The sequence below is a fragment of the Micromonospora sp. NPDC057141 genome, from assembly GCF_042670805.1.
In the GTDB taxonomy this organism is placed as follows: Bacteria; Actinomycetota; Actinomycetes; order Mycobacteriales; family Micromonosporaceae; genus Micromonospora.
Genome location: NZ_JBHUVA010000012.1, coordinates 76,453 through 100,567, shown reverse-complemented (window position 1 = coordinate 100,567; position 24,115 = coordinate 76,453). Strand labels below are relative to the sequence as shown.

General features: G+C 70.3%; 15 protein-coding genes. 12 read left to right on the top strand and 3 right to left on the bottom strand.

From position 1 onward, the window contains the following. The first annotated feature begins 97 nt into the window (after positions 1 to 97). The 7 genes from pglW (at position 98) to ACFT41_RS10445 (ending at position 12,845) form a co-directional block, all read left to right on the top strand. Positions 98 to 4,240 carry a BREX system serine/threonine kinase PglW gene (gene pglW / locus ACFT41_RS10475; protein WP_377587478.1) on the top strand — a complete coding sequence of 1,381 codons (4,143 nt, stop codon included), beginning with the start codon at positions 98 to 100 and terminating at the stop codon, positions 4,238 to 4,240. Between the two features lie 44 nt (positions 4,241 to 4,284). Continuing rightward, positions 4,285 to 4,566 (top strand): hypothetical protein, encoded by a 282-nt coding sequence (locus ACFT41_RS10470; protein WP_377587477.1) that lies wholly within the window; start codon positions 4,285 to 4,287, stop codon positions 4,564 to 4,566. Positions 4,567 to 4,673: 107 nt separating this feature from the next. Next, positions 4,674 to 5,927, top strand: coding sequence for a DUF3696 domain-containing protein (locus ACFT41_RS10465; RefSeq protein ID WP_377587476.1), 1,254 nt, complete (start codon positions 4,674 to 4,676; stop codon positions 5,925 to 5,927). After that, positions 5,917 to 6,768 carry a hypothetical protein gene (locus ACFT41_RS10460; RefSeq protein WP_377587475.1) on the top strand — a complete coding sequence of 284 codons (852 nt, stop codon included), beginning with the start codon at positions 5,917 to 5,919 and terminating at the stop codon, positions 6,766 to 6,768. The genes ACFT41_RS10465 and ACFT41_RS10460 overlap by 11 nt, the downstream gene beginning before the upstream one ends. A gap of 13 nt (positions 6,769 to 6,781) precedes the next feature. After that, positions 6,782 to 8,446, top strand: coding sequence for a DUF262 domain-containing protein (locus tag ACFT41_RS10455; protein ID WP_377587474.1), 1,665 nt, complete (start codon positions 6,782 to 6,784; stop codon positions 8,444 to 8,446). Between the two features lie 34 nt (positions 8,447 to 8,480). After that, positions 8,481 to 12,014 carry a BREX-2 system adenine-specific DNA-methyltransferase PglX gene (gene pglX / locus ACFT41_RS10450; RefSeq protein ID WP_377587473.1) on the top strand — a complete coding sequence of 1,178 codons (3,534 nt, stop codon included), beginning with the start codon at positions 8,481 to 8,483 and terminating at the stop codon, positions 12,012 to 12,014. A 342-nt stretch (positions 12,015 to 12,356) separates the two neighbouring features. Then, positions 12,357 to 12,845, top strand: coding sequence for a hypothetical protein (locus tag ACFT41_RS10445; RefSeq protein WP_377587472.1), 489 nt, complete (start codon positions 12,357 to 12,359; stop codon positions 12,843 to 12,845). 486 nt (positions 12,846 to 13,331) lie between these two features. Here ACFT41_RS10445 and ACFT41_RS10440 read toward each other — a convergent pair whose 3' ends face one another. The 3 genes from ACFT41_RS10440 to ACFT41_RS10430 all read right to left on the bottom strand — a co-directional run bounded on the left by ACFT41_RS10440 (position 13,332) and on the right by ACFT41_RS10430 (position 15,169). Further along, positions 13,332 to 14,006 carry a hypothetical protein gene (locus ACFT41_RS10440; protein ID WP_377587471.1) on the bottom strand — a complete coding sequence of 225 codons (675 nt, stop codon included), beginning with the start codon at positions 14,004 to 14,006 and terminating at the stop codon, positions 13,332 to 13,334. Positions 14,007 to 14,097: 91 nt separating this feature from the next. Further along, positions 14,098 to 14,298: a DUF397 domain-containing protein gene (locus ACFT41_RS10435; protein WP_377587470.1), complete on the bottom strand. Its 201-nt coding sequence runs from the start codon at positions 14,296 to 14,298 to the stop codon at positions 14,098 to 14,100. Then, positions 14,291 to 15,169 (bottom strand): helix-turn-helix domain-containing protein, encoded by an 879-nt coding sequence (locus ACFT41_RS10430; protein ID WP_377587489.1) that lies wholly within the window; start codon positions 15,167 to 15,169, stop codon positions 14,291 to 14,293. The genes ACFT41_RS10435 and ACFT41_RS10430 overlap by 8 nt, the downstream gene beginning before the upstream one ends. A 367-nt stretch (positions 15,170 to 15,536) precedes the next feature. Here ACFT41_RS10430 and ACFT41_RS10425 point away from each other — a divergent pair, with 367 nt between their 5' ends. The 5 genes from ACFT41_RS10425 to brxD all read left to right on the top strand — a co-directional run bounded on the left by ACFT41_RS10425 (position 15,537) and on the right by brxD (position 24,114). Further along, the gene (locus ACFT41_RS10425; protein ID WP_377587469.1) at positions 15,537 to 15,848 is read left to right on the top strand and encodes a DivIVA domain-containing protein; all 312 of its coding nucleotides are present in this window, start codon (positions 15,537 to 15,539) and stop codon (positions 15,846 to 15,848) included. Next, complete coding sequence (locus ACFT41_RS10420) at positions 15,845 to 16,099, top strand: hypothetical protein (protein ID WP_363631691.1); 255 nt, start codon at positions 15,845 to 15,847, stop codon at positions 16,097 to 16,099. Before ACFT41_RS10425 ends, ACFT41_RS10420 begins: the two co-directional genes overlap by 4 nt. 125 nt (positions 16,100 to 16,224) lie before the next feature. Further along, the gene (locus ACFT41_RS10415; RefSeq protein WP_377587468.1) at positions 16,225 to 20,046 is read left to right on the top strand and encodes a phage resistance protein; all 3,822 of its coding nucleotides are present in this window, start codon (positions 16,225 to 16,227) and stop codon (positions 20,044 to 20,046) included. 46 nt (positions 20,047 to 20,092) lie between these two features. After that, a complete protein-coding gene (pglZ, locus tag ACFT41_RS10410; protein ID WP_377587467.1) occupies positions 20,093 to 22,813 on the top strand; it encodes a BREX-2 system phosphatase PglZ in 2,721 nt (906 codons plus the stop codon). After that, positions 22,810 to 24,114: a BREX system ATP-binding protein BrxD gene (gene brxD, locus ACFT41_RS10405; protein ID WP_377587466.1), complete on the top strand. Its 1,305-nt coding sequence runs from the start codon at positions 22,810 to 22,812 to the stop codon at positions 24,112 to 24,114. The genes pglZ and brxD overlap by 4 nt, the downstream gene beginning before the upstream one ends. Position 24,115: the final 1 nt, after the last annotated feature.

Below are 24,115 nucleotides of genomic sequence, written 5' to 3'. Positions count from 1 at the left end.
GCGCCAGCGGCCGGGCGTCGAGGGGGCCGAGCCGTCGGGCGGGTAAGGTGCGGAGGCTGAGCCGGGGCACCGACGGCCGGGGTGGAGGGATCGGCTGATGCGTGAGGACTCGCCGCGCTGGGAGCAGATCAACGCCAGCTCCTACACCTGGGAGCAGGACGGGCTGCGCGAGCTGGCCGGTTACCTGCCGGACGCCGACCCGTACCACGTCTGGGCCAACGTCGAGTTCGTGGCCACCGACGGCTCGATCAACGAGGTCGACGCGTTGGTGCTGACGCCCAGCGGGCTGCACGTGCTGGAGCTGAAGCACTGGCAGGGCGAGATCCGTGGGGACGGCACCCAGTGGGTGCGCCGGGAACGGAACTCCCGGCTCATCCCGGAGGACAACCCTTACATCCTGGCTAACCGGAAGGCGAAGCGGCTGGCCAGCCTGATCCGCTACTACGCCAGGCAGCAGGGGCGGCAGGGCGAGGCACCCTACGTCGGTGCGGCGGTCTTCCTGCACGCCAGGGGGATGCGGGCGGAGCTGGACGCGATCGGCGGCCAGCACGTCCACGGGCTGGACGGGCACGAGGCGGAGTCCGGGCTGCCCAGCCTGAAGAAATTCCTGCTCGCGCCGCCGCGTAACCCCGATCACCTGGTGGACGCGGCGCGGGCCCGGCAGATCGTCGAGCTGGTGCGCGGGGCGAAGATCCGGCCGTCGGTGGCGGACCGCAAGGTCGGCCAACTGCTGCTGCATCCGAAGCCGTTCGCCGAGGGGCTCGGCTGGCAGGACTTCCTCGCCGGCCACACGCTGCACACCTCGCTGGTGCGCCGGGTGCGCTTCTATCTGTCCAGCCGGGCCGCCGAGCACGAGGTGCCGGCGATCCGCAGGGCGGCGGAGCGGGAGTTCCGCCTGTTGCAGGGCATCCACCACCCCGGGGTGGCCCAGGTGCACGACCTGGTCGAGCACCCGTGGGGCCCGGCGGTCGTCTTCGACCACGAGCCCGAGTGGGTACGCCTCGACCAGTGGCTGCTGCGGCGCGGCGACGGGTTGACCCTGGCCCAGCGGCTGCAACTGGTACAGGATCTCGCGGAGATCATCGACTACGCGCACTCGCGCCGGCTGGCCCACCGGGCGCTTTCGCCCCGGGCCGTCTACGTGCGGGACCCGGACGGGCCGCGCTGGACGCTGGTGGTGACCGACTGGCAGACCGGCGGGCGGTTGGCCGGCACGACCCACCTGACCCGGCTCGGCTCGTCGAGCGATCAGGCGAGCCTGGAGCTGTTCTTCGACGACGAGGTGCGCCGTTATCAGGCGCCGGAGGCCGACGGTGCCACCCGGCTGCCGGGGCACCAGCTCGACGTCTTCTCCCTCGGCGCGCTGGCGTACCGGATCTTCGCCGGTGCGGCGCCGGCCGCCACGCCGGAGGAGTTGGTCAACGCGGTCCGCGACAGCGGCCTGCAGTTGGCGGCGGCCGTCGACGGTATGCCGCTTGAGCTGGTCAAGCTGGTCTACGACGCGACCCGGGGCGACCCGGCGCACCGGCTGCCCAGCGTCTCGGCGTTCCGTAAGGACCTGGAGAAGGTGTGGGAGGAGTTGACCGCGCCGGAGCCGGAGCCGGTGGTCGATCCGCTCTCCGCGCACCGGGGTGACCTGCTCGACGGTGGCCTGGAGGTGAAGGACCGGCTCGGCTCGGGTGCCACGGCGGTCGCCCTGCTGGTGTCCCGGGTCGGCGCGGACTCCTCCCGTGAGCTGGTGCTGAAGGTGGCCCGCGACGAGCAGCACGAGGAGCGGCTGACGGCGGAGGCGCGTACCCTCGCGGGGTTGAAGCATCCGCAGGTGGCCGCGCTGGTGGACGGCCCGGTGCGGGTCGGCGGCCGGACCGCCCTGCTGTTGGAGAGCGCCGGGGCGCGGACCCTCGCCGAGGAGCTGCGCGGGGGCCGGCTCGCGCTGGAGTTCCTGGGGCGGTACGGGCGGGACCTGCTCGACATCGTCAACTATCTGGACGGCCAGGGCGTCTGGCACCGGGACCTGAAGCCGGCCAACCTGGCGGCCCGCCCCCGCCCCAAGGACAAGCAGCCGCACCTGTGCGTCTTCGACTTCTCGCTGTCCGCCACGCCGGCCGACCAGCTCGGCGCGGGCACGGTCGGTTACCTCGACCCGTTCCTCGGCTCCGCGCGGCGGCTGCGCTACGACGCGGCGGCCGAGCGGTTCGCCGCGGCCGTGGTGCTCTACGAGATGGCGACGGGCACCCTGCCCCGCTGGGGGGACAACGCGAACCCTGCGGCGGTCAGCGACGAGGTGACCCTCGATCCGGCGGCGTTCGATCCGGCGGTGGCCGACCGGCTGGTGGAGTTCTTCCGCCGGGCGCTGGCCCGGGACGCGGCGGCCCGGTTCGACACCGTCGACGAGATGACCGACGTTTGGCGGGCCATCTTCCAGCAGATTCCGCAGCAGGCCGTGCCGCCGGTCGGTCCGGTGCCGGCACCGGTGGGGTTGACCCGCGAGTCGCTGCTGGAGGTCACCGACCTGACCGCCCGGGCCCGCTCGGCGCTGGAACGGCTCGGTCTGCACACCGTCGGCGAGCTGCTCGACGCGGAGCCGTCGGCGCTGACCCGGGCGAAGGGGGTGCCGGACGCCACCCGCAAGGAGATCCTCGCCCAGGCGCGGGCGCTGCGCGCGGTGCTGCCGGGCGACAGCGAGCCGGCGGCCACCGACGACCAGCCGGTGGCCCAGGGCGTCGAGGCGCTCTGCGAGGCGCTGCTGCCCGCCCCGGCGTCCCGCAACCATCGGGCGTTGGCCGTGCTGCTCGGGCAGGCGCCGACCGGCGACGGCGCGTTCCTGCGCTGGCCGGCGCAGGCCGAGGCGGCCCGGGCCACCGGCCGGACCCAGCCGCAGATCTCCAAGCTGCTCAGCGCGCAGGCCCGGGTCTGGCTGGGCCTGCCGGCGCTGGCGGCGGTGCGCAACGAGATCGTGGCGCTGCTCGGGACCCGGGGCGCGGTGATGTCGGCCGAGGAGCTGGCGCAGGCGTTGATCGCGGCGCGCGGCTCCTACACGTCCGGGCCGAAGCGGTTGCCGCAGGCGATCGGGCTGGTGCGCGCCGCCGTCGAGGCCGAGCTGAGCACCGGCGGCGACGCCCGGGTGGACGTCCGCCGCTTCCGCGGCTCGGACACCGTCCTGGTCGGCCGGGAGCCGGAGGACCCGGCGTCCGACGTCACCGCCGCCGACTTTCTCGGGTACGTGGTGGAGCTGGGCGGCCGTGCCGCCGAGCTGGCCGCCGCCGACCCGCTGCCGACCCGGCAACGCGCCGTGGAGGAGTTGCGCCGGCTGCCGGCACCGGCCGGGATGCCGGCGGTGGCCGACCTGCGGCTGTTGCAGCTCGCGGCGGTCGGGAGCAACGACCGGGTCGACGTCAACGCGCAGGGTCAGCTCTATCCGGTGGACATGCCGGCGCAACGGGCGCTGCGGCTGTCGGCGGGCAGCCTGATCGGCCAGCGGCTCAGCGCCCAGCAGATCCGCGAGCGGGTGCACAGCCGCTTCCCCCGGGCCGAGCGGGTGCCCGACCGGCCCGCCCTGAACGATCTGCTCGCGGCGGCCGAGGTCCCGCTGACCTGGCACCCGACCGACCGGGCGTACGGGCCGCCGGTCTTCCCGGCGTCGGCGACCGGCACCCGGATGGAGACCACCCACGCGCCGCTGCTCGGGCTCAGCGCCGCCGACGAGGTGGGCGACCGGCTCGCCTCGGCCGTGGACCGGCGGGCGTTCCTCGCGGTGTTGGCGCCGCTGCGCCGGCTCGGCCCGGCCCGGCGGGCGCTGCTGGCCCGGCTGCCGCTGACCGAGGTGGACGTCACGGCGATCCTGCTGGAGCGGCTGCGCGCGCTGGGCTTCCCGTGGGAGGCGATCGTGGCGGCCGACAACGGGAAGCCGCTGGACGCGGACTTCCGCAGCCTGGTGGATCTGGTCCGGCACCAGGTGGTCCCGGCGGTCGGCGCGGCCATCGCCGCCGCCGACGGGCCGGTGCTGCTCACGGAGGCCGCGCCGCTGGCCCGGTACGGGCAGCTCGGGCTGCTCCAGGAGTTGGCCGACCCGACCCGGCCCCGGCCGGCGGCCCGGCTGCTGCTGGTCCCGGCGCGGCGGCCGGAGCCGGCGGTGCTGGACGGGGTGCAGCTGCCGCTGACCTCCCCGGCCGGTCAGTCGCTCTGGCTCGCCGAAGAGTGGATCGAGGCGACCGGCGCAGCAGCCGACCGCGTGGCGTGACCGGCATGGGGGAGCCGCGAGTGGGCGGAAGGCATCCTGAGGGCATGACTCGTCGCATCACGATCAGCCTGCCCGACGACGTGGCCGCCTACGTCGAGCACACGCAGGGCAACATGTCCGGTTTCATTGCCGGGATCCTCCGCCGGAAGATGCGCGCCGACGGCCTCCGCACCCGGTGGGCGCAGCTCGGCTACGTCGTGACCGACGAGGACGTGGAAGCGACGAGGGCTCGGCTGGCGGCTCTCCCGCCGATCAGCGACGAACAGCATGCCCAGAATCTCGAGTGGCTCCGCCGGCTCGACGAGGACGGGGCTGCTATCGCATGAACGACATGGTCCTCGACATCAGCGAGACCTAGGACCAAGTGCGACCTGTCGCGTTGCCGACAACTGCGGGGGCGGTTGCTGTCCCGGTGTCCTGCTAGAACATGTGAATGCCCCTCAGCAAGATCGTGCTGGAGAACTATCGCTGCTTCCGGGACCGGCAGGAGATCGAGCTGGCCCCGGTGACGGTGGTGCTCGGCAAGAACAACTCCGGCAAGAGCGTGCTGACCCGGGCCCCGCTGGTCATCGGCACGGGATTCAACACCACCAGCACCGCACCCCTCGACCTGGACCGGCTCGAACCGCAGCCCGTGGACGGCTTCGCCGACCTGGTTTTCGAGCAGAGCCCGCACGGCAAGTTCTTCCTCGGCTTCGAGGTGGACGGGCCGGCTCCCTTCGCGATGGACGCCACGGTCCAACTGGTCGACGAGGAACGGACCGCCTTCGTCTCAGACCTGCGCGTCGGGCTGGCGGACCAGGAGATGGTGCTCTCCTGGCAGCCGACGATGACCGACGGCTACGAGGGTTTCTCCTATCAGATCCACACGCCGGGGCGGGCACCGGTGGTACGGGCCGTTCCGTTCGCCGGGCTGCGGCCCAGAACGAGCGGGATCCCGGAGCTGCGCCTGCTCAAGCAGATCCCGCTGAGTCTCGGGCCGATTCGTTTCCTCAGCGCCTACCGGGACCGGCCTGAGCGGCAGCACCGGCTACCGCTCGGCGTGCCGCGCGGCATCGGTGAGCAGGGGCAGGGCACCCTCGGCATCCTCGCGCACGACCAGGCCCGCAACGGTGGCGAGCTGCTCGCCCGGGTCAACGAGCAACTGGCCGTGATCGTCCCGGGCTGGCAGATCGAGGAGATCGAGGCCGGGCCGCTGTGGTCGACGGTGCTGACCCGGCGCGGCAGCCGGGTGCGGGTCAACCTGGCGGACGCGGGCACCGGCCTGTCCCAGGTGCTGCCGATCCTGGTGCAGTGCGCGATCGACGAGATGCGTGGCCTGAAGGGGCAGCCGGCCCTCCAGATCATCGAGGAGCCGGAGATGCACCTGCATCCCGGTGCCCACGCGGCGCTGGCCGAACTCTATGTGCGCACCGCGCAGGCCACCGGCACCCGCTTTCTCATCGAGACCCACAGCGAGACCCTGCTGTTGCGACTGCGGCGGAAGATCGCCGAGGGGTGTCCACCCGAGATGGTGGCGGTGTATGTCGTCGAGCAGCGCGACGGCGTCTCCGACGTGCGGCAGGTCGGCATCGACCGGCTGGGCAACCTCGACGACGACTGGCCGGAGGGCTACTTCTCTCAGGACTACCACGAGGTGCGGGCGCTCGCGGCGGCCCAGCTCAGGCAGGGTGGCTATGCGTCTTGACATCGAGCCCGAGGTCTTCACCTCCGGCGACCGGTTGTCGGTGATCCACCTGTTGGCGATGGCCGTGGAGGGGCGGCACGAGTGGCGGCCGAGCCTTCCGGTCGCGCTCAGCGCCGAGCGGTTCGCCGACGAAGCGGCCCCCGTGTTGTCCGAGTTCGTGCAGAAGGCGCTGGTGGAGGCGGCGAACCCGGCCCCCGCCGCACCGGCGGTCGCCCGGGTCACCGCCGCGAAGCTCAAGGAGTTCGTGGCGGACCTGCGCCGCCCCGCCACCCTGGTCGTGGAGAACCGGATCGCCGACGGCGGTTTCGTGCGCGCGGTCGCGGCGGCCCTCGGCGATCACCGGGTGGTGGAGGCGTTGGCTCCGAGCCGGCAGTGGCTGGTGTTCGGTCACGGCGGCGGGAGCGGGGACATCCCCGAGCTGGCCGCCGAGGAACGGGCTGGCTTCACCGTGCTGGTGCGGGTGGCGGTGCTGTTCGACAGCGACCGCGAGCACGCCGGCCACCCGGGGCGCAACGAGGACAAGGTCGAAAAGTGCCGGCAGCACGGTGTCGCGGAGGTGCACCTGCTGGCCTGGAGAATGATGGAGAACTACGCGCCGTTCCGCATCTGGGAACACCACTTCGCATATCGGCCGGACCCTGTCGACGAGCTGCGGGGCGTCGAGGCGGAGCAGCGGGGCTACCTGCACCTCAAGACTTGGTTCAAGGGCCGGCGGTGCCACGTGCCCAAGCGGGTGTTTCCCGTCGAGCTGGCGCTCACCGAGGACGACTTCGCCGAGCTGGGGCCGGGCGTCGTGGCGGAGCTGCGGGAGTTGCTCGCAATGATCAACCGGATCCTGTAGGACACTGGGCCCCATGCGCAGCCACGAGGCCGAGATCCGGCCGGACCCGACCATCGCGCTCATCGATGACCTGCTGGGCGGGATCGGTCGGGGCGAGATCCGGGTGCCCGCCTTCCAACGGCCCTTCGTCTGGCGGCCAAATCAGATGCTGGAGCTGTTCGACAGCATCGAGCGCGGCTACCCGATCGGCAGCCTGCTGCTCTGGCAGACCGACGAGCGCGTGCCGTCACTGGAGCAGATTGGCGGCCTCAAGGTGCCGCCGCCACGCGACGGCCGGCAGGTCTCCTACCTCCTGGACGGTCACCAGCGGGTGTCCACTCTCTTCGGCGTGCTCAACCGGCCATTGCGTGACGGCCCGGCCGAGGAGGAGGGGGACTGGATCTGGCAGATCTACCGGGACCTGCGACCCGATCCGCTCGGCTCCGACCGGTACCGCCACCACCGTTCCGGCAGGTTCTCACCGCACCTGCTGCCGCTGGCCGCGGTGATGCGGACGCGGGACTTCCTCCGGCATTTCCACCGGGTGGAGTTGGAAGCCAAGGACAGCCGTCAGGTCGACGAACTGATCCGGGAGGCCGAGGCGGTCACCCAGCGGATCAAGGGATACAAGCTGACGCTGGTCCGGCTCCAGGGGGCCAGCATCGACCAGGCGGTCAACGTCTACGCCCGGCTCAACCGCACGGGCACCCGGATGGACCCGGACCAGATGGTCTCCGCCCTGACCTACCGTAAGGAGCAGCCTTCCCTGGCGAGCCGGATCGACGACATCGTCACCGCCATCGCCGACACCGGCTTCGGTGAGCTGCCCCGGCTCGCGGTGTTCCGGTCGTTGCTGGCCATCGCCGGGGAGACCGACATCATGTCGCCCCGGTGGAGCCTCGTGGCCAACTACGTGCAGAACCGCCTGCACGACGCCCTGCCGCAGACCGACCGGGCGGTGCGCCTCGCCGCGCGGTTCCTCCAGCACGGCGTGAGCCTGCCGCAGGCGAAGTTCCTGCCGTACTCGCACCAGCTCGTGCTGCTGGCCATGTTCTTCCACGTCCGGCCCGAGCCGAGCGGCTGGCAGTACGACCGGCTGCGCCGCTGGTTCTGGGTCACCTCCTGGTCCAGCGCGTTCGCCGGGGCGACCTCGACGATCCTGCGCCGGGGGCTGGACGAGATGCGGGCGTTCGCCGCCGGTGCGGGGGACCTGAAGCCGGACGAGACCGACGTGCAGCCGATGCCCGGGGCGTTCAACCTCAACAGCGCCCGGACGAAGGCGTACGTGGTCTGGGAGGGGCTGGAGTTTCCCCGGCGGCTCGACATGCTGGGTCAGCCGTTCGACGTGGCGAAGCTGCTCGCCACCGCCGACCCGCAGATCTTCCGGCACGTCGTGCCGAGGGACAGCCGCCCCGCCAACCGGCTGATCTTCCCCACCACGCCGAACATCGGGGTGCTCGCCGCCCTCAAGGGGCTGGGCCCGCTGAACGGATTTGTCGGCCGCTCGACCGCCGAGCAGATCCTCGACAGCCACGGCATCCCGGTCAAGGCGTGGCGGCGGTTGTGCGAGGGCGGGAGCCAGATCTTCGTCGACGACCGCACCGAGTTCCTGGAGCAGCGGCTCCGGTCCTTCGCCGCCCGCCTCGACGTGCGGGTCGGTGGAAGGACGGAAGGCGTGGCCGACGACGACTCGGAGTAGCGGTTTGGAGGACGCCAAACCTTACAATCTGGCGGTGATCGAGCTGAAGGCGTTGCAGGCACAGGTCAAGACGCTGGTGGATGACCTGCGCGGGCAGGTCGCGGAGGCGCCGGGCCTGCGAGCCGAGCTGCGCCAGGAGCACGACCGGGCCAAGGCCGCCGAGCGGGTCGCGGCGAGCTTCGAGACGTGGCTCGACGACCTGCTCGACCAGGCGGCGGTGGCCTGGGTGCTGGGCTGCGTATTCGTCCGGTTCTGCGAGGACAACGAACTGGTCGACGGGCTCTGGATCGGCGGTGCCGACCCGGCCGCGCCGGCAGACCGGGCAGTGCAGCACCGGCAGGCGTACCTGATCAAGAATTTTCGGGACAACGACCGCGACTGGCTGCGGCAGGCGTTCCGCTACCTGGCCGAGTTGAAGGCCACCGGCAAGATCTTCGACCAGCACAACCCGGTGTGGCGGTTCGACATCTCCGGCCCGGCGGCCGAGAACCTGAGCGACTTCTTCCGCCGGGGGGCCGGTCAGGAGTCGCTTCGCCGCGACGACCTGAACACCCGCTTCCTCGGCGACCTCTACCAGGACCTGTCGACGCACGCCAAGAAGACGTACGCGCTGTTGCAGACGCCGGAGTTCGTGGAGGAGTTCATCCTCGACCGGACGTTCGAGCCGGCGGTCAGGGAGTTCGGCCTCGCCCCGACCAGCGTCATCGACCCGACCTGCGGCTCCGGCCACTTCCTGCTCGGCGCGTTCCACAGGCTGTTCCGCAAGTGGCAGGACCGGGAGCCGGCCACGGATGTCAAGATCCTCGCCGAGCGGGCGCTCGGCCAGGTGACCGGCGTCGACATCAACCCGTTCGCAGTCGCGATCGCCCGGTTCCGGCTGCTGATCGCCGCCATGAAGGTGTGCGGGCTGACCAGGCTGGAACGCACCCCGGCCTGGCCCATCCGGGTGGCAACCGGCGACTCGTTGCTGCCATGGGGGGCGTTCGGCTCCCGCGCCCAAGGCGACCTGCTCAAGATGCTGGAAAGCCAGGGCGCGCAGAGCGACAAGGCGGGGGCGGAGGAGCAGAAGAAAATCTTCGCGTACGAGAGCGAAGACGAGGACCTGCTCAAGGACTACCTGGCCGAGAACCAGTACACGGTGGTGGTCGGCAACCCGCCCTACATCACCGTCGCCGACAGTGCCCGCAACCAGCTCTACCGCAGCATCTACCCGACCGTCTGCCACCGGCAATACGCCTTGACGGTGCCGTTTGCGAAGCGCTTCTTCGACCTGGCGAAGTGGTCTGACCAGGATGGCGAAGGCGCTGGCTATGTCGGCCAGATCACTGGCAACGCTTTCATGAAGCGCGAGTTCGGCAAGAAACTCATCGAAAGGTATTTCGGGCACGAGGTTGAGTTGACGGAGGTCATCGATACTTCGGGCGTGTATATTCCTGGCCATGGCACGCCGACCGTGATCCTTGTTGGCCGCTCGAACAAGCGCCGTAGGGCTCTGGTCGTGCGGGCGGTTCTTGGGATTCGGGGAGAGTCGGCCAAGCCGATTCCGGCCGAGAGCGGCAATGTGTGGCAGTCGATTGTCCGACAGATCGATCTTCCCGGATCGGAGTCGGAGTGGGTGACGACAAGCGACCTAGAACGCAGTCAGTTCGGCGGCCATCCCTGGAGTCTTGCAGGTGGTGGCGCGGTGGGTCTCATGCGTCAGTTGACCAATTTGTCCGGCGCTCTCGCCCACGTTGTTGCAGAGGTCGGTTTCGGTGCGGTAACCCGCGAGGATAGTGCCTACGTGGTGGGGGCAGGAACGCTGCGGCGAGCAGGTATTCCGGCTGATCAGACGCGAGCTATGGTTGAAGGTGAAGCGAGCCGAGACTGGGCGATCAATGCTCCGTTGATGTCTCTATGGCCCTATCGTGAGCAGACATTGGAGCCGGCTGGTACGCCGGCGGTACTCAAGTTCTTATGGCCGATGAAATGCGTTCTTGCGGGGCGAGTTGCGTATGGCGAAACGCAGATCGAGCGCGGTTTAAAATGGTACGAATATTCGATGTTCTTTGTTAAGCGGTACCAAATCTCATTGTCTATTGCTTTTGCGGAGGTGGCAACGCATAACCACTTTGTTCTGGATCGAGGTGGGAGGGTGTTTAAGCAGACCGCGCCTCTAGTAAAGCTTCCGGAGGGGGCTACGGAGGGTGATCATTTGCAGTTGCTTGGGCTGCTGAATAGTTCGACGGGCGGATTCTGGCTTAAGCAGGTAAGTCACAATAAGGGTGGACAGGGGGTTAGTGAGGGATTCAAAAGTCAAGAATGGGAAAGGTTCTATCAATTTAACGCTACCAACGTGCAGCGGTTTCCGCTGCCGGGGGCGTACCCGTTGGGGAGGGCTCAGGAGTTAGATGGGCTGGCGCAGCGGTTGGCCAGCTTGACCCCGGCGGCGGTTGCCGCCTCGGGGGTGCCTACCCGGCAGCGGCTCGCGGAGGCCGAGGCGGAGTACCACTCCGTGCGGGCGCGGATGATCGCGCTCCAGGAGGAGTTGGACTGGGAGGTCTACCGGCTCTACGGGCTGATTGATGAGGACCTGACGTGCGCCGATCCGCCGGAGTTGGCGTTGGGGGAGCGGGCCTTCGAGATCGTGCTGCACACTAGCGGTGCCCAAACCGAGTGGTTCAACCGGCACGGGTCCAAGCCGATCGACCGGCCGCAGCCGCACTGGCCGGCGGAGTACCGGGCGCTGGTGGAGCGGCGGATCGACGCCATCGGATCCAATCGGCACATCGGCCTGATCGAGCGGCCGGAGTGCAAGCGGCGCTGGTCCACCGACGGATGGGAGAAGATGCAGTCGGCCGCCCTGCGGGACTGGCTGCTCGACCGGTTGGAGGCCGCCGAGTTGTGGGGCGGGACGCCCACGCCGTTGTCGGTGGCGCAGCTCGCCGACCGGGTCGGCTCTGACCAGGACTTTCGGGCGGTGCTGGACCTGTGGGTCGGGCACGACACCTACGACCTGACCCGGACGCTGGGCCAGCTCGTTGCCGACGAGCACGTGCCGTACCTGCCGGGGCAGCGGTACAAGCCGGCCGGGCTGCGCAAGCGGGCGCAGTGGGAGCGGACCTGGGCATTGCAGCGCCGGGAGGACGCGGGGGAGAAGGTCGAGATCGAGGTGCCGCCGAAGTACGCCTCGGCGGACTTCGTCCGGCCGTCGTACTGGAGGGCGCGCGGGAAGCTCGACGTGCCGAAGGAACGCTTCATCTCCTACCCGGAGGCAGGCCGGGACAGCGACGGCAGCGAACTGCTCGGCTGGGCCGGCTGGGACCACCTGGCGCAGGCGCAGGCGCTCGCCACCGTCTATCTGGACCGGAAGACGCAGGAGGCATGGCAGGCGCACCGCCTGCTGCCGCTGCTCGCCGGTCTGGCGGAGATCGAGCCGTGGCTGCATCAGTGGCACACGGCCGAAAAGCCCGGCTTCTTTGGGTCGCCGGCCGACTTCTTCACGACCTTCATCGACGCCGAACTGTCACAACTCAGCTCGGATCGGTCGGCGCTGACCCTGCTGCGCGGCGTGCCTGAACTTTCGTGACCTGGTTGTTGAGCCGAGTCAGGGCGCGGCAGGGCAACTCGGAAGCGGTCGTCGATTGAGACAAGGATCGCCGTAGAAGGATCGTCACTGTCGGGGTCCCGACAGTGATTGGTGGCGAGGTGCGAAAGCAACTACATTCGCTTCGCGGCGGCCGGTATTGCAGTGGCCAGTGTTGGCGATGCTTGGATGTCGGCGTCGCTAGTTAGATGTCGGTCGGCATCGCAGTCCCTGCCGGTGAAGCCGGTTTCAGCTGTTCTCATGCGAGGAAGACAAGTGAATTCGGGCCTCTCAACCCCTGAGCCTGCAAGTGAGCCGTACCCAAGCGATGCTGAAATTAAGTCGATGAGTTCCGAAGAATTGGGTGCGCTTGCCGAATCGCTCGACGGGCCGTCAGTTCCGGCGCCTGCCACCCGGCCTGCTTGGAAGTGGAATCTCGGCCTTGCGGCCGTTGCAGGTGTCCTCCTGTTCGGCGCTGGCATCGGCGTGGGTGCTCTGATCTTTCGCCCCTCCGATGAGAGCTCGGACGGAGAGAAGGGTGACTCCGTCCTGGCGCTTGCCAAGGAGAAGTGTTCCCTGAGCTCGGGCAACGCGAGTGTGGGGGACGGGGGAAGTTCCCTTACCCTCGATGGTGGAGGAAAAGAAGACACCGGCCTTACTTACACCGACATCCAATGTGCGCTGAAAGAGTTGGGTACACCCGACTATGTCATCTCTGAGATGTCGTCCACTCGTGCCCTTGATGGCAAGCAGACGGCTCAATGGGGCAAGATTCGAGCATCTTGGACCTACCACCCGGATCAAGGACTGGACCTGATCCTTGTGTTGGACTAGGCGCAGGACAACAACGCCGCCTCGGAGGAGTAGCCTCGGAGGCGGCGCGGCTGTGCGTCACGGGCGTGAGGGGCGTATTGCCCGGCTCAGTTCGGCAGTTCTACTGTGAACAACCTTGAGCACGGCTTCCAGGTAAGCGAGTACCTGAAGTGTTGGCGCGAGGAGCACGTTCAGGCCGATCTAGTGCATCCTAATCAGCTTATTAATGAACCAGGTGATGTCGATGGGCATGCAAAGGTGGAGGGAATCCGGCAGGCTCTGCGGGCGGGGGAGCTGCTACCAGCAGTTATCCTGATCCACCAGTCCGTCGAAAATGGGAACCCATACCAATTGATCGAAGGTGCGCATCGCTAGAATACGATCCACTGCGAAGGTCAGGTGTTGGTATTACCTGGGTCGCGCATGTCCCGTGCTGCGGAGGACCGGGACGGGACCTGTAGCTACCAGCATTTCTGAAGAGGGCTAATATCTACGAGGGACAGGGCTTCAGACCTTTACCCAGTTGCCGCAGCCGCGGCTGGTGAACATCTCGTCTGACGGCCGGATAGTCACTCGGACCTTCTTAGCCGCGGTGATAAAGTTGTTGGCGATGATCCGTCCGTTGGAGCCAGCCCGCTCCCAGTAGCAATCTGTTACCTTGCCTTTCGTCAGGTGTGTGGTGGTCTCGTATGTGCCCGGCTTTACCTCCGCTCCCACCTCGAAGCTGCCCTCGTCCATGCTGTGCTGTGCCTTTTTCCAGGTCGGCAGAAACTGTGGGCAGTCCTTGAGGCGATTCGCGTCGACGTAGTCTTTGTTCTCGATATACACATCGAGTAGGGCATCGGAGGCGTACGAGGCATCGCAGGCGTCGCCGGAGATGAAGTCGTCGTCGCACCCGCCTTCCCAGTAGTTCAGGGAGAGGTCACAGGGAGTCCATGCTGGTGTGGGGCTCGGTGGCGCCGGTGGGCTTGTGCTTGATGCCGGCGAGGGGGAGGGCGTGAGCGAAGGGCTAGCTGACGTGCTAATGATGGACGGTGTCGGGCTCCCGGATGCTTGGGTGTCCTCCATCGCGCTGCAGCCAGTCAGCATCATCAGTGCAATCGCCGAAGCAGTCAGGTGTTGCTTCATGATGTGATCATCATGGATGAGCGAAAGGTCGCGCATCGGCCGATCGACCCGCATCACCAGTAGGAGGGGTCGAAGAAGAGATACGACTGGTGTGAAATCGGTCGAGCTGCCTCCGAGACTTCACCGAAGGCGGCTCGACCGTTGGTCAGCGGCTCGGCGTCTGTGCCTTGGTGCCCTGGACAAAGGCTGCCCAGGCCCTCGGGGTGAAGGTCAGCACAGGACCGGACGGGTCTTTGCTGTCGCGTAGCCCGACCATGCCCGAGAGATTGTCGGCAACCTCAACGCAGTCGCCGCCGTTGTTGCTGCGGGTGGACTTGCGCCAGGTGGCACCGGTCAGGTCAGGCACGGGAGTACTCCTCTGCGATCTGCTGAATCAGGCTCTTGGACTGGGCTTCGTCCAACGCTCGGCCCGTCATGTCGGCCCAGATGCTGTTGTAGGCGGTGATCTCGTGCGGCTTGTCGAGGTAGATCGCGCCGGTGGCGGCTTCGAGGTAGGTCACCGGTGGCTCGACCTCCTTGCCGCCGCTGTCCTTAGGGAAGTCCATGATCGAGAACGCTCCGGCCATCGCGCCCGCATGCAACCCCGCAGAAAATTCCAGCACCCGCACGGTCACGTTCGGTAGCTCCGCAGCCTTCAAGATCTGGTGGAGTTGTTCGGCCATGATCGTGGGGCCGCCCACCGGCCGACGCAACACTGCTTCGTTCATTATTACCCTGAGTTGCGGGGCGGCGAATCGGGTGAGTAGCCCTTGGCGTTCGATTCTGAGCTGGATGGCGCGAGCCTGTTCGTCGTGATCGTTGGTGTCGATCGAGCCTCCGGGCATCTGGAAGACCTGTTGCGCGTAGGCGCGAGTCTGGAACAGGCCGGGGACCAACTCGGGTTGATACTTCCGAATCATGGATGCGGCAGCTTCGAGTCCGATGTAGAGCTGGAACCAGCGTGGCAGGCCCGAGCCGATGTAGTCGTGCCACCAGTTCTTGTTCTCGCGAGTGGCTGCTGCCATCGCCAGTACCAACTCGGTGTCGTCATGGCTGGCCCCGTAGAGAGCGAGCATCTCCTTGACGTCCGCAGCGCGGAAGCGGACGTTCTCAGCACCGTTCTCGATGCGGTAGAGGGTCGCCCGTGCCCGGTCCAGTTGCTCGGCCGCCTGCTCCATCGTCAAGCCGGCCGCCTTGCGAAGCCCTTCGAGCTTCCTGCCGAGTTGCCGTCGGAGCATGGTCGAGCCCGTTGCTGTCTGTGACACTCCTGCCTCCGCTGCGCTGGCGATGGTTGACGTGCGACCGCCCAATTAAACACCGCTTGTGTATCAGAAACAATAGACACGTAACCCTGTGTTAAGGGATCTTTGTTCGATCTCTCTAATGTGATCTCTGTTAGACGTTGCATTTTGGCTGGACTCGGTGCTTCACTTCCTCTGCGGCCACTGTGGAGTTTTAGCTGCTCAGCGGCCATGGGTGTGCCCTGCCGTCGTACCGCTGGTTGAAGGCTGCGTTGGCAGGTGCCGGGGTGGGTCCGCCGGTGCGCGGCGGGCCGGTGGGCCCGCTCCTTCCACAGGTCAATCTCGACGAGAGGCAGGTCCTGTCATGCGCGTCTTTCTCCGCCGGGTCCGGCGTGGCCGAACGGCCCATGGGCCGGCCGGTCACCGGCCGTCGGCCCACCGCCGGCTGCTGCCCTGGCAGGTGCGCGAGCAGCGGTTCCGCTCCACCCCGCTCGGTCGGCGCGGGCTCGACCCTCGGGAGGTGCAGGAGTTCCTCGACCGGGTCGCCGGTGAGCTGGCCGCCGCCTACGAGGCGCTCGACCGGAGCCGCCGGGAGGTCGGCCGGGTCAAGCTCGCGCTCTGCCGGTTGCAGTCCGAGCGGAGCCACGCCCGCAACGAGCGGGAGTGGGGCAGGTGAGCGAGCGCTTCGTCATCCACCTGCCGGTGGTCGCCAACGACCTGCTCTCCGCGCAGCGGCTGGCCCGGGTGGTGGCGCATTGGACGCACGTGCTGCCGCAGACCGACCCCGGCGGCACCACCGTCTCGGTCGAGGACGACCAGAACGTACGCCACTGGGTCTTCTGCGACCGGATCATGGACGGCGGCCGGCGGTGCCTGCTCCGGCCCGACCACGACGGCGAGTGTTCCCGGCGGCGGCCGTGGCGGTGAGCGCGGCCCCGGCGGGATGGTGCCCGCCGGGTGCCGGCCGAGGTTGTCCGGACCGTCCGGACATAGGATCGTCGGGTCGTCGGTGACGCCGGCGGCACGGGGGAACGGCGGTGCGAGGAGCGGTGATGACCCTGCTACGGGACGTGATCGACATTCCGGCCTCGGTCGGCGACGGTGACTTCGTCGTCCGCGCCGCCGAGGGCGCGGACCTGCGCCGGTACGTCGTCACCGACCAGCTTCGGGAGAACTTCGCCGAGGCGCTGCGCCGGATCGGTCACGCCGTCACCACCGGCCGCTCCCAGGCGGTCTTCCTGCACGGCTCGTTCGGCTCCGGCAAGTCGCACTTCATGGCGGTGCTGCGGGAGATCCTCCAGCACAACCCGGCGGCCCGCGAGGTGCGCGGCCTGGCCGAGCCGGTCCTCGCCGCCGACTCCTGGCTGCGCGACCGGAAGCTGCTCACCCTCACCTTCCACATGCTCGACGCGCGCTCGGTCGAGCAGGCGATCCTGGAGGGCTACCTCAACCAGATCACCGCGCTGCACCCGGAGGCGCCCGTTCCCGCCGTACACCGGTCGGACGCGCTGCTCGACGACGCCGCGCGGATCCGCGACCGGATGGGCGACGAGGCGTTCTTCGCCGAGCTGCGCGACGGCGGCGGCCCGGCGGCCGGCGGCGGCGGGCTCGCCGCCCACCTGGCGCGGGCCGCCGGCTGGACGCCGGAGACCTACGCCGCCGCCGCGTCGGAGCCCCCGGGCACCGAACGGCGCGACGAGCTGGTCAGCGCCTTGACCAGCACGTTCTTCACCGGCGCGGTCCGCAGCGGGGAATACCTCGACCTGGACACCGGCCTCGCGGTGATCACCCGGCACGCCAAGGCCCTCGGGTACGACGCGTTGGTGCTCTTCCTCGACGAGCTGATCCTCTGGCTCTCCACGAAGATCAGCGACCACACCTTCGTCAACACCGAGGGTGCGAAGCTCAACAAGCTGATCGAGTCGGCCGACGCCGCCCGGCCCCTGCCGCTGATCTCGTTCGTCGCCCGGCAGCGCAACCTGGAGGACTTCCTCGGCCCGCAGGTCGGCGGCACCGAACGGGAGGCCCTGGCGCACGTCATGCGCAGCGTCCAGGGCCGGTTCGGCGAGATCGCCCTCGCCGACACCAACCTGCCCGAGATCACCGAGAGGCGGCTGCTCAAGCCGCTCACCGACGGGGGCCGGGCGGTCATCGACAACGCGTTCGCCGCCGTGCGCGGCAACCGGGAGGTGTGGGACGCCCTGCTGCTCGGCGCGCAGTACGGCGACGCCGGAATCGGCTCGGACGCCGCCGCCTTCCGCAAGCTCTACCCCTTCTCGCCGGCGCTGGTGGCGACCCTCGTCGCGCTCTCCCAGGCGTTGCAGCGCGAACGCACCGCCCTGAAGGTGATGACCGAGCTGCTGGTCGCCCGCCGGGACACCCTCCAGGTCAACGACCTGATCGGGGTGGCCGCGCTCTTCGACCCGCTGGTGCTGCACGGCGAGCTGCCCGACCGGCCGAAGCTCAAGCAGCTCTTCCAGTCCGCCCGCACCCTCTACACCCAGAAGCTGCGGCCGATCCTGCTCAACCTCAACGGCATCGGCGAGGAGCAGGCGGCCGGGCACCAGCAGTTCCAGCTCGACGACAAGCTGATCAAGACGGTGCTGCTCGGCGCGTTGGTGCCGGAGGTGCCGGCGCTGCACAACCTCACCGCCGCCAAGCTGCACGCGCTGAACTTCGGCTCGATCACCTCACCGATCCCCGGCTACGAGCGGCAGATCGTGCTCAACCGGCTCAACCGGGTCGCCGACAGCGCCGGTGAGCTGCACCTGACCAAGACCCTCGATCCGGTCGTCACGCTCACGCTGCACACCGTCGACTACGACAAGCTGCTCGACCTGGTCCCCGACGAGGAGGCCAACACCACGGGGGTGCGGCAGCAGCTCATCCGGGACCTGGTCACCGCCGAGATGGGGATCGTCGGAGCGGAGGGGCAGCTCGGCGAACTGCTGCACACCCGGGACTGGCGGGGCCGGCGGCACACCGTCCAGGTGAAGTTCGGCAACGTCCGCGACCAGGACACGATGCCCGTCGCGGCGCTGATCGCCACCGGCGAGGCGTGGCGGATCGTCATCGACTACCCGTTCGACCCGCTGGGCTACGAGCGCAGCGCCGACCGCTCCCGCATCGAACGGCTGGAGCGCGGCTCGCGGACCGTCTTCTGGCTGCCCTTCTATCTCACCGACGAGATGATGGGCAAGGTCGCCCAGCTCGCCAAGATCAATTATCTGCTCGGCAACGGCAGCGGCGACCGGCTCAACTCGCTGGCCGCGGACTGGCCGCTGGCCGACCGCCAGCAGGGCCGGGTCTATCTCCAGCAGCGCCAGAGCCAGCTCCGCTCCACGCTGCTCGGGGCGCTCATGCAGGCGTACGGGACCGCCACCTCGCGCGGCGCCGACGTGCAGGACGACAGCGTCGGCATCTTCCACACCCTCGCCAACGGGCTGCACGTGGGAGACCCGCGCGGCGGCACCCTGGCCGAGGCGTTCCGGAACCTCACCGGGGAACTCCTCGCCTGGTCCTACCCCGGCCGCCCGGCGATGCCGGACGACGAGAGGCCGGTCACCCGCGGCGAGCTGACCAAGATCCTGGAGTACGCCCGCAACGCCGCCGCCGACCCGGCCCGGGGGGTCAGCGTGCCCAACCCCGTCGACCAGCGCATCCTGCGCCGGGTCTGCAACAACCTGCGCCTCGGCGAGTACAGCGACGGCCGGTACGTGCTGAACACCACCACCTGTCGGTGGAGCCAACACCTGCTCCAGGCCGCCGCGAACAAGGGCTACACCGACCGCTTTCCGGTGGGCGCGCTGCGGGAGCTCATCGACGAGCCCGCCGCGTTCGGGTTCGACCGGGAGCTGGAAAACCTGATCATCGCGGTCTTCGGGCTGGAGCAGCAGCTCGCCTGGTACCAGCACGAGGTGAAGGTCGACGTGACCAACCTGGCTGCCATCCGGGACGAGGGCATGGAGCTGCGGCACCCGCCGATGCCCGACGAACAGGCCTGGGCCGACGCGGTGCGACGTGGCGCGGAACTCTTCGGCGTGGTGCTGCCCGCCTGGCGCACCCCGGCCAACCTCGGCGAACTCGCCGGCACCCTGCGCACGGCGGCGAACGCGCGCAGGAAGGCGGCCGGCAACCTCGTCCAGGCGTTGGAGGCGCACGCCGGGGCGCTGGGCCTGGACCCGTCGGCCAGCACCGGCCGGCTCGCCACCGCCCGCCGGGCGGCCCGTCTCGTGGCAGAGCTGGCCGGCGAACGCGACGACGTGGTGCTGGTCCAGATGGCCGCCCGCGCCGACCTCGGCGACATCGACGACAAGGCCGTCGGCGAGGTGCTCGCCCAGGCCGGCGACATCGGCGCGGCGCTGGCCCAGACCCACCAGTGGCCCCTGCTGCAGGCGATCGAGGCCCGCGCCGGCCAGGACGAGCGGGCCCGGACGATCCTCGACCGGCTCCGGGCCGTGGCCCGCCACGAACAGCACGGGCAGGACCTGGTCGACGCCCTCCAGGAGGCCGCCGGGGCGGCGACGGCGCTGCTCGCCGCCGACCCACCGACGCCTTGGCCGGCCGGCCCGCCGCCCGGGGGTGGACCCTCCGGGACGCCCGGGACCGGTCCCACCGGGGTGCCGCCGGCCCGCCAGCCCGTCGACCCCGACCCGCCCCGGGTGCCGGCCGGCGACGGTCGGCCTGCCGGGTCGGTCGAAGGCGGCGCGGCTGCGGTGCCGGGCGAGGGCGGCACGGCCGGGGCGGGGAAGCCGCCGGTCGCCCCGCAGCGCCGTGAGGTCGCCGACGCGGCGACCTGGAGCACGGTCGCGGCCGAGATCGCGGCCGAGATCGCCGCCGGGCGGCGGGTCACGGTCACCTGGGAGGCGTGGTGACCCGCGCCGACGTCCCAGGCCACGACGGGATCGAGGGGGCGGGCAGGTGAGCGCGCCGATCGGCGTGGCACAGCCGGATGCGGTCCGGCGCAAGGTCGAGGCCTGGCTCGCCAAGGACGACCAGGCGGAGGCCATCGCGCTCGCCGCCCGACCCGAGTGGCCGGTCGAGCCTCTACTCAAGATCGACGGCAGGTCCGTCCGGGTGGTCCCGTGCCCCACCCCGCTGGCGGCCCGCGCCGCCCTGCACGACCGGGCCGACGGGGAACGGCTGGTGCTGCTGACCGAGCTGACGGACGCCGAGCTGGGCGACGGGCTCCTCGCCCACCTGAGCGGGCAGCGGGTCCGCAAGATCGACCCGTGGGACCTGGTCCGGCAGATGTTCGGCGGGGTGGCCGACCTCGACCCCACCCTCGTGCGGGTGGGGGGCTGGGTCGCCGACGCGCTCAGCGACCACTTCCCGCCGGGCGGCTGGCCCGCCCCGCCGGGCGCGATCCTCACCCGCGACCACGCCCTGCGCAGCCTCAGCGCCGAACTGCTCGACCTGCCGCCGGGTGAACTCGACGACAGCGGGCTGGTGCAGTGGAGCACCGACGCCCGCCGGCAACGGCGCTTCGCCCTCCTCCCGAAGAACGTCGCCGACGGCGTCACGGCATACCTCTCGGCCGTCGCCGGCCACGTCGCGGTCCCGGTCATGGCGGCCGTTCGCGCCGGTCACGGGGTGGACGTGATCCCACTCGGGCTGCTGGCCGGCCTGCTCTGGGCCGAAGGCGGCGGGCCGGCCGCGCAGATGGAGGCCGCCGTCGGCCGGACCCGGCTGGAACCCAGGTTCGGCGGGCTCCGGCTGACCGTCCAGCAGGCCGGGGCGCTGCACCAGGCAGCCGAGGCGTGGGCCTATCGGACGTTCGACTCGGGCGGGGACGCCCGGGACGAGGCAGTGCGGATGCTCCGGCGCGCGGAGGCCATCGCCGCCGAGATCGGCGTCACCGAGTTGCTCGGCGCGTCGGCGATCCTGCCCAGCGGGTTCGTCCAGCGGCTGCGGGCCTTCGCCGACGCCGTCCGGCTCGCCGTGCCGGCCGGCGGATCGGCGCTCCCGGCGGCAGTGACCCGGGCGCAGTCCGCGCTCGCCACCGTGGAGGCGCACCGGGCGGCGGAGCCCCGCCGAGTGGAAGCCGCCCGGATGGCGGTACGCCTGCTGCGCTGGCTCACCACCACCGACGGCCCACCGCCGGCCACGCTGCTCGACGCGCTGCACCGACAGGTGCGGCAGGACGGCTGGGTCGACCGGGCCCGCCTCGACCTCTTCGCGGGCGACCCCGATCCGCAGGTCGCCGAGGCGTACCGGCTGCTGCACCGCGCGGTCGACGCCCGGCGTTCCCGGCACGACCGGCAGTTCGCCACGCTGCTCGCCGAGGCGACCGCCGCCGAGGCCGAGCCGGGGGCGCTGCTGCGCGTGGAGGACGTGCTCGACCGCGTGATCCAACCGATCCTCGACCACGGTCACCGGGTGCTGCTGCTCGTCCTCGACGGCATGAGCGTCGCCGCCGCCACCGAGGTGGCCGAGTCGGTCACCGGCAGCGGCGCCTGGGTGGAACTCACCCCCGAGGGCGGGCCACGGACCGGGGTGCTCGCCGCCCTGCCGACCGTGACCGAGGCGAGCCGGTGCGCCCTGCTGAGCGGGCGGCTGGCCGCCGGCGGCCAGCAGGCCGAGCGGAAGGCCTTCGACGCCCGGTTCCCGGCGGGACGGTTGCTGCACAAGGCCGCCCTGCGGGCCGGAGCCGGTGCGGCCCTCGAACCGACCGTGCTGGCCGCGCTCGAGGACCCCGCCGTCCCGCTGGTCGCCGCCGTCGTCAACACGATCGACGACGCCCTCGACCGCAGCGACCCGGGCACCACCGTCTGGGGCAAGGACACCACCGTCACCGTCGTCGGCGACCTGCTCGCCTCGGCCGCCGGCCGGGTGGTCGTGCTCGTCTCCGACCATGGTCACGTCGTCGACCGGGGGCCCGAGTCGGTCACCCTGCCCAGCACCAGCAGCGAGAACCGGTGGCGCCCGGCGACCGGCCCCGCCGACGAGGCCGAGGTCACCGTCACGGGCAGCCGGGTCCTGCTCGGCGGCGGTTCGGCCGTGCTGCCCTGGCGGGAGGAGGTCCGGTACGGGCCCCGCAAGGCCGGCTACCACGGCGGGGCGGCCCCGGCGGAGGCCGTGATCCCGCTGCTCGTGTTGACGGCCGGCGACGAGCACGCCGTGCCCGGGTGGACGGGTGCCCCGGTGGCCAGCCCGGACTGGTGGCGGGAGCCGCTGACGGAGAACGCCGCGCCACCCCCCCGCTCGGGCGTTTCCGGGCGGCGGCAACCCCGTCGAGCGGTGGAGCAGGCGGACAGCCTGTTCGACATCACCGCCATCGCCGCGCCCGGCACGGCCCGGCCGGCGGCGGCGTCGGGACCCGCCGCGACCACGCCCGGCCTGGTGGCGGCCCTGCTCGCCAGCGAACGTTACGCCCAGCGCCGGGACCCCCGGGTGCCGCTGGCCGACGAGCGGGTCGCGGCGCTGCTGAACACGTTGGTGGCCGGCGGCGACCGGGCGACCCTCGACACGCTCGCCGCCCGAGCCAACGTGCCGGCGCACCGGATCAGCGGCACCGTCACCGCACTGCGCCGGCTGCTCCAGGTCGAGGGCTATCCCGTGATCACCCTCGACCCGGACGGCCGCACCGTCCACCTCAACCGGGCGTTGCTCGTCGAACAGTTCGGGCTGGAGCCCCAATGACGCCGGAGATCTCCGCCCGGCGTCGTCGGGACGTCATCGACGCCCTGCGTCGCGGTGTGGTGCCGAGCAACGGACTCGACGCGCTCGCGGTCGGGCTGGACCGGTTCACCACGGCCCTCGACGACGACCTCGACCGGGTCGGCAGCGGTGGCAGTGTCTTCAAGGCGGTCCGGGGCGAGTACGGCGCCGGCAAGACGTTCTTCACCCGGTGGCTGGCCGAGCGCGCCAAGCGGCGGGGGTTCGCCGCCGCCGAGGTGCAGGTGTCCGAGTTGGAGACGCCCCTGCACCGGATGGAGACGGTCTACCGCCGGCTGGTCGAACACCTCAGCACCGAACAGTTCGCGCCGTGCGCGTTCCGGCCCGTGCTCGACGGCTGGATCTTCGCGCTCGAGGAGGACGTCCTCGCGCGGGGGACGATCAGCGAGGACGACGCCGAGGCGCTCGACCGGGCGGTGGCCGACCTGCTCGAACGCCGGCTGGGCGACATCTCCCGCAGCACGCCCGGCTTCGCTGCGGCACTGCGCGGCTACCGGGCCGCCAATGCCACCGGCGACCATCTCACCGCCGACGGGCTCGCCGCCTGGCTGGGCGGCCAGCCGCACGTCGCGGCCTCGGCGCGGCGGGTGGCCGGGGTCAAGGGCGACCTCGACCACTTCGGCGCCCTGAGCTTCCTGCGCGGGCTGCTCACCGTCCTGCGGGACAGCGGCCACCGAGGGCTGCTGCTGGTGCTCGACGAGGTCGAGACCCTGCAACGGGTACGCTCCGACGCGCGGGACAAGGCGCTCAACGCCCTGCGGCAGCTCATCGACGAGGTGCACGCCGACCGCTTCCCCGGCCTTCTGCTGGTGATCACCGGCACGCCGGCCTTCTTCGACGGCCCGCAGGGCGTCCAACGGCTCGCGCCGCTCGCCCAGCGCCTCGCCACCGACTTCGGCCCCGAACCGCGCTGGGACAATCCGCGCGCCGCTCAACTGCGACTGCCCGGCTTCACCGTGGATGCCCTGGTGGAACTCGGCCAGCGGGTGCGCGCCATCTACGCGAGCCCGGCGGTGGACTCCCGGGTCGACGACGAATACCTCGCCGCGTTGGCCCGGGTCGTGACCGGGGCACTCGGCGGCAAGGTCGGGGTGGCGCCCCGCGTCTACCTGAAGAAACTCGTGGCGGACATCTTCGACCGGGTCGACCAGTTCGCCGACTGGGACCCGCGACGCCACTACGAGATGACCCTGCGGGCCGACGAGCTGACCGAGGTCGAACGCAACGCCGCTGCCTCGGCGGACGACGTCGAACTGCCGATCTAAC

Excerpts from the sequence above, each read along its gene's own strand:
- ACFT41_RS10425 (WP_377587469.1), top strand. The coding sequence starts at position 15,537 with ATGCGCGTCTTTCTCCGCCGGGTCCGGCGTGGCCGAACGGCCCATGGG.
- ACFT41_RS10430 (WP_377587489.1), bottom strand. The coding sequence starts at position 15,169 with ATGCTCCGACGGCAACTCGGCAGGAAGCTCGAAGGGCTTCGCAAGGCG.
- brxD (WP_377587466.1), top strand. The coding sequence starts at position 22,810 with ATGACGCCGGAGATCTCCGCCCGGCGTCGTCGGGACGTCATCGACGCC.
- ACFT41_RS10445 (WP_377587472.1), top strand. The coding sequence starts at position 12,357 with ATGAGTTCCGAAGAATTGGGTGCGCTTGCCGAATCGCTCGACGGGCCG.
- ACFT41_RS10460 (WP_377587475.1), top strand. The coding sequence starts at position 5,917 with ATGCGTCTTGACATCGAGCCCGAGGTCTTCACCTCCGGCGACCGGTTG.
- ACFT41_RS10415 (WP_377587468.1), top strand. The coding sequence starts at position 16,225 with ATGACCCTGCTACGGGACGTGATCGACATTCCGGCCTCGGTCGGCGAC.
- ACFT41_RS10455 (WP_377587474.1), top strand. The coding sequence starts at position 6,782 with ATGCGCAGCCACGAGGCCGAGATCCGGCCGGACCCGACCATCGCGCTC.
- ACFT41_RS10470 (WP_377587477.1), top strand. The coding sequence starts at position 4,285 with ATGACTCGTCGCATCACGATCAGCCTGCCCGACGACGTGGCCGCCTAC.
- ACFT41_RS10465 (WP_377587476.1), top strand. The coding sequence starts at position 4,674 with ATGCCCCTCAGCAAGATCGTGCTGGAGAACTATCGCTGCTTCCGGGAC.
- ACFT41_RS10440 (WP_377587471.1), bottom strand. The coding sequence starts at position 14,006 with ATGCGGGTCGATCGGCCGATGCGCGACCTTTCGCTCATCCATGATGAT.
- pglW (WP_377587478.1), top strand. The coding sequence starts at position 98 with ATGCGTGAGGACTCGCCGCGCTGGGAGCAGATCAACGCCAGCTCCTAC.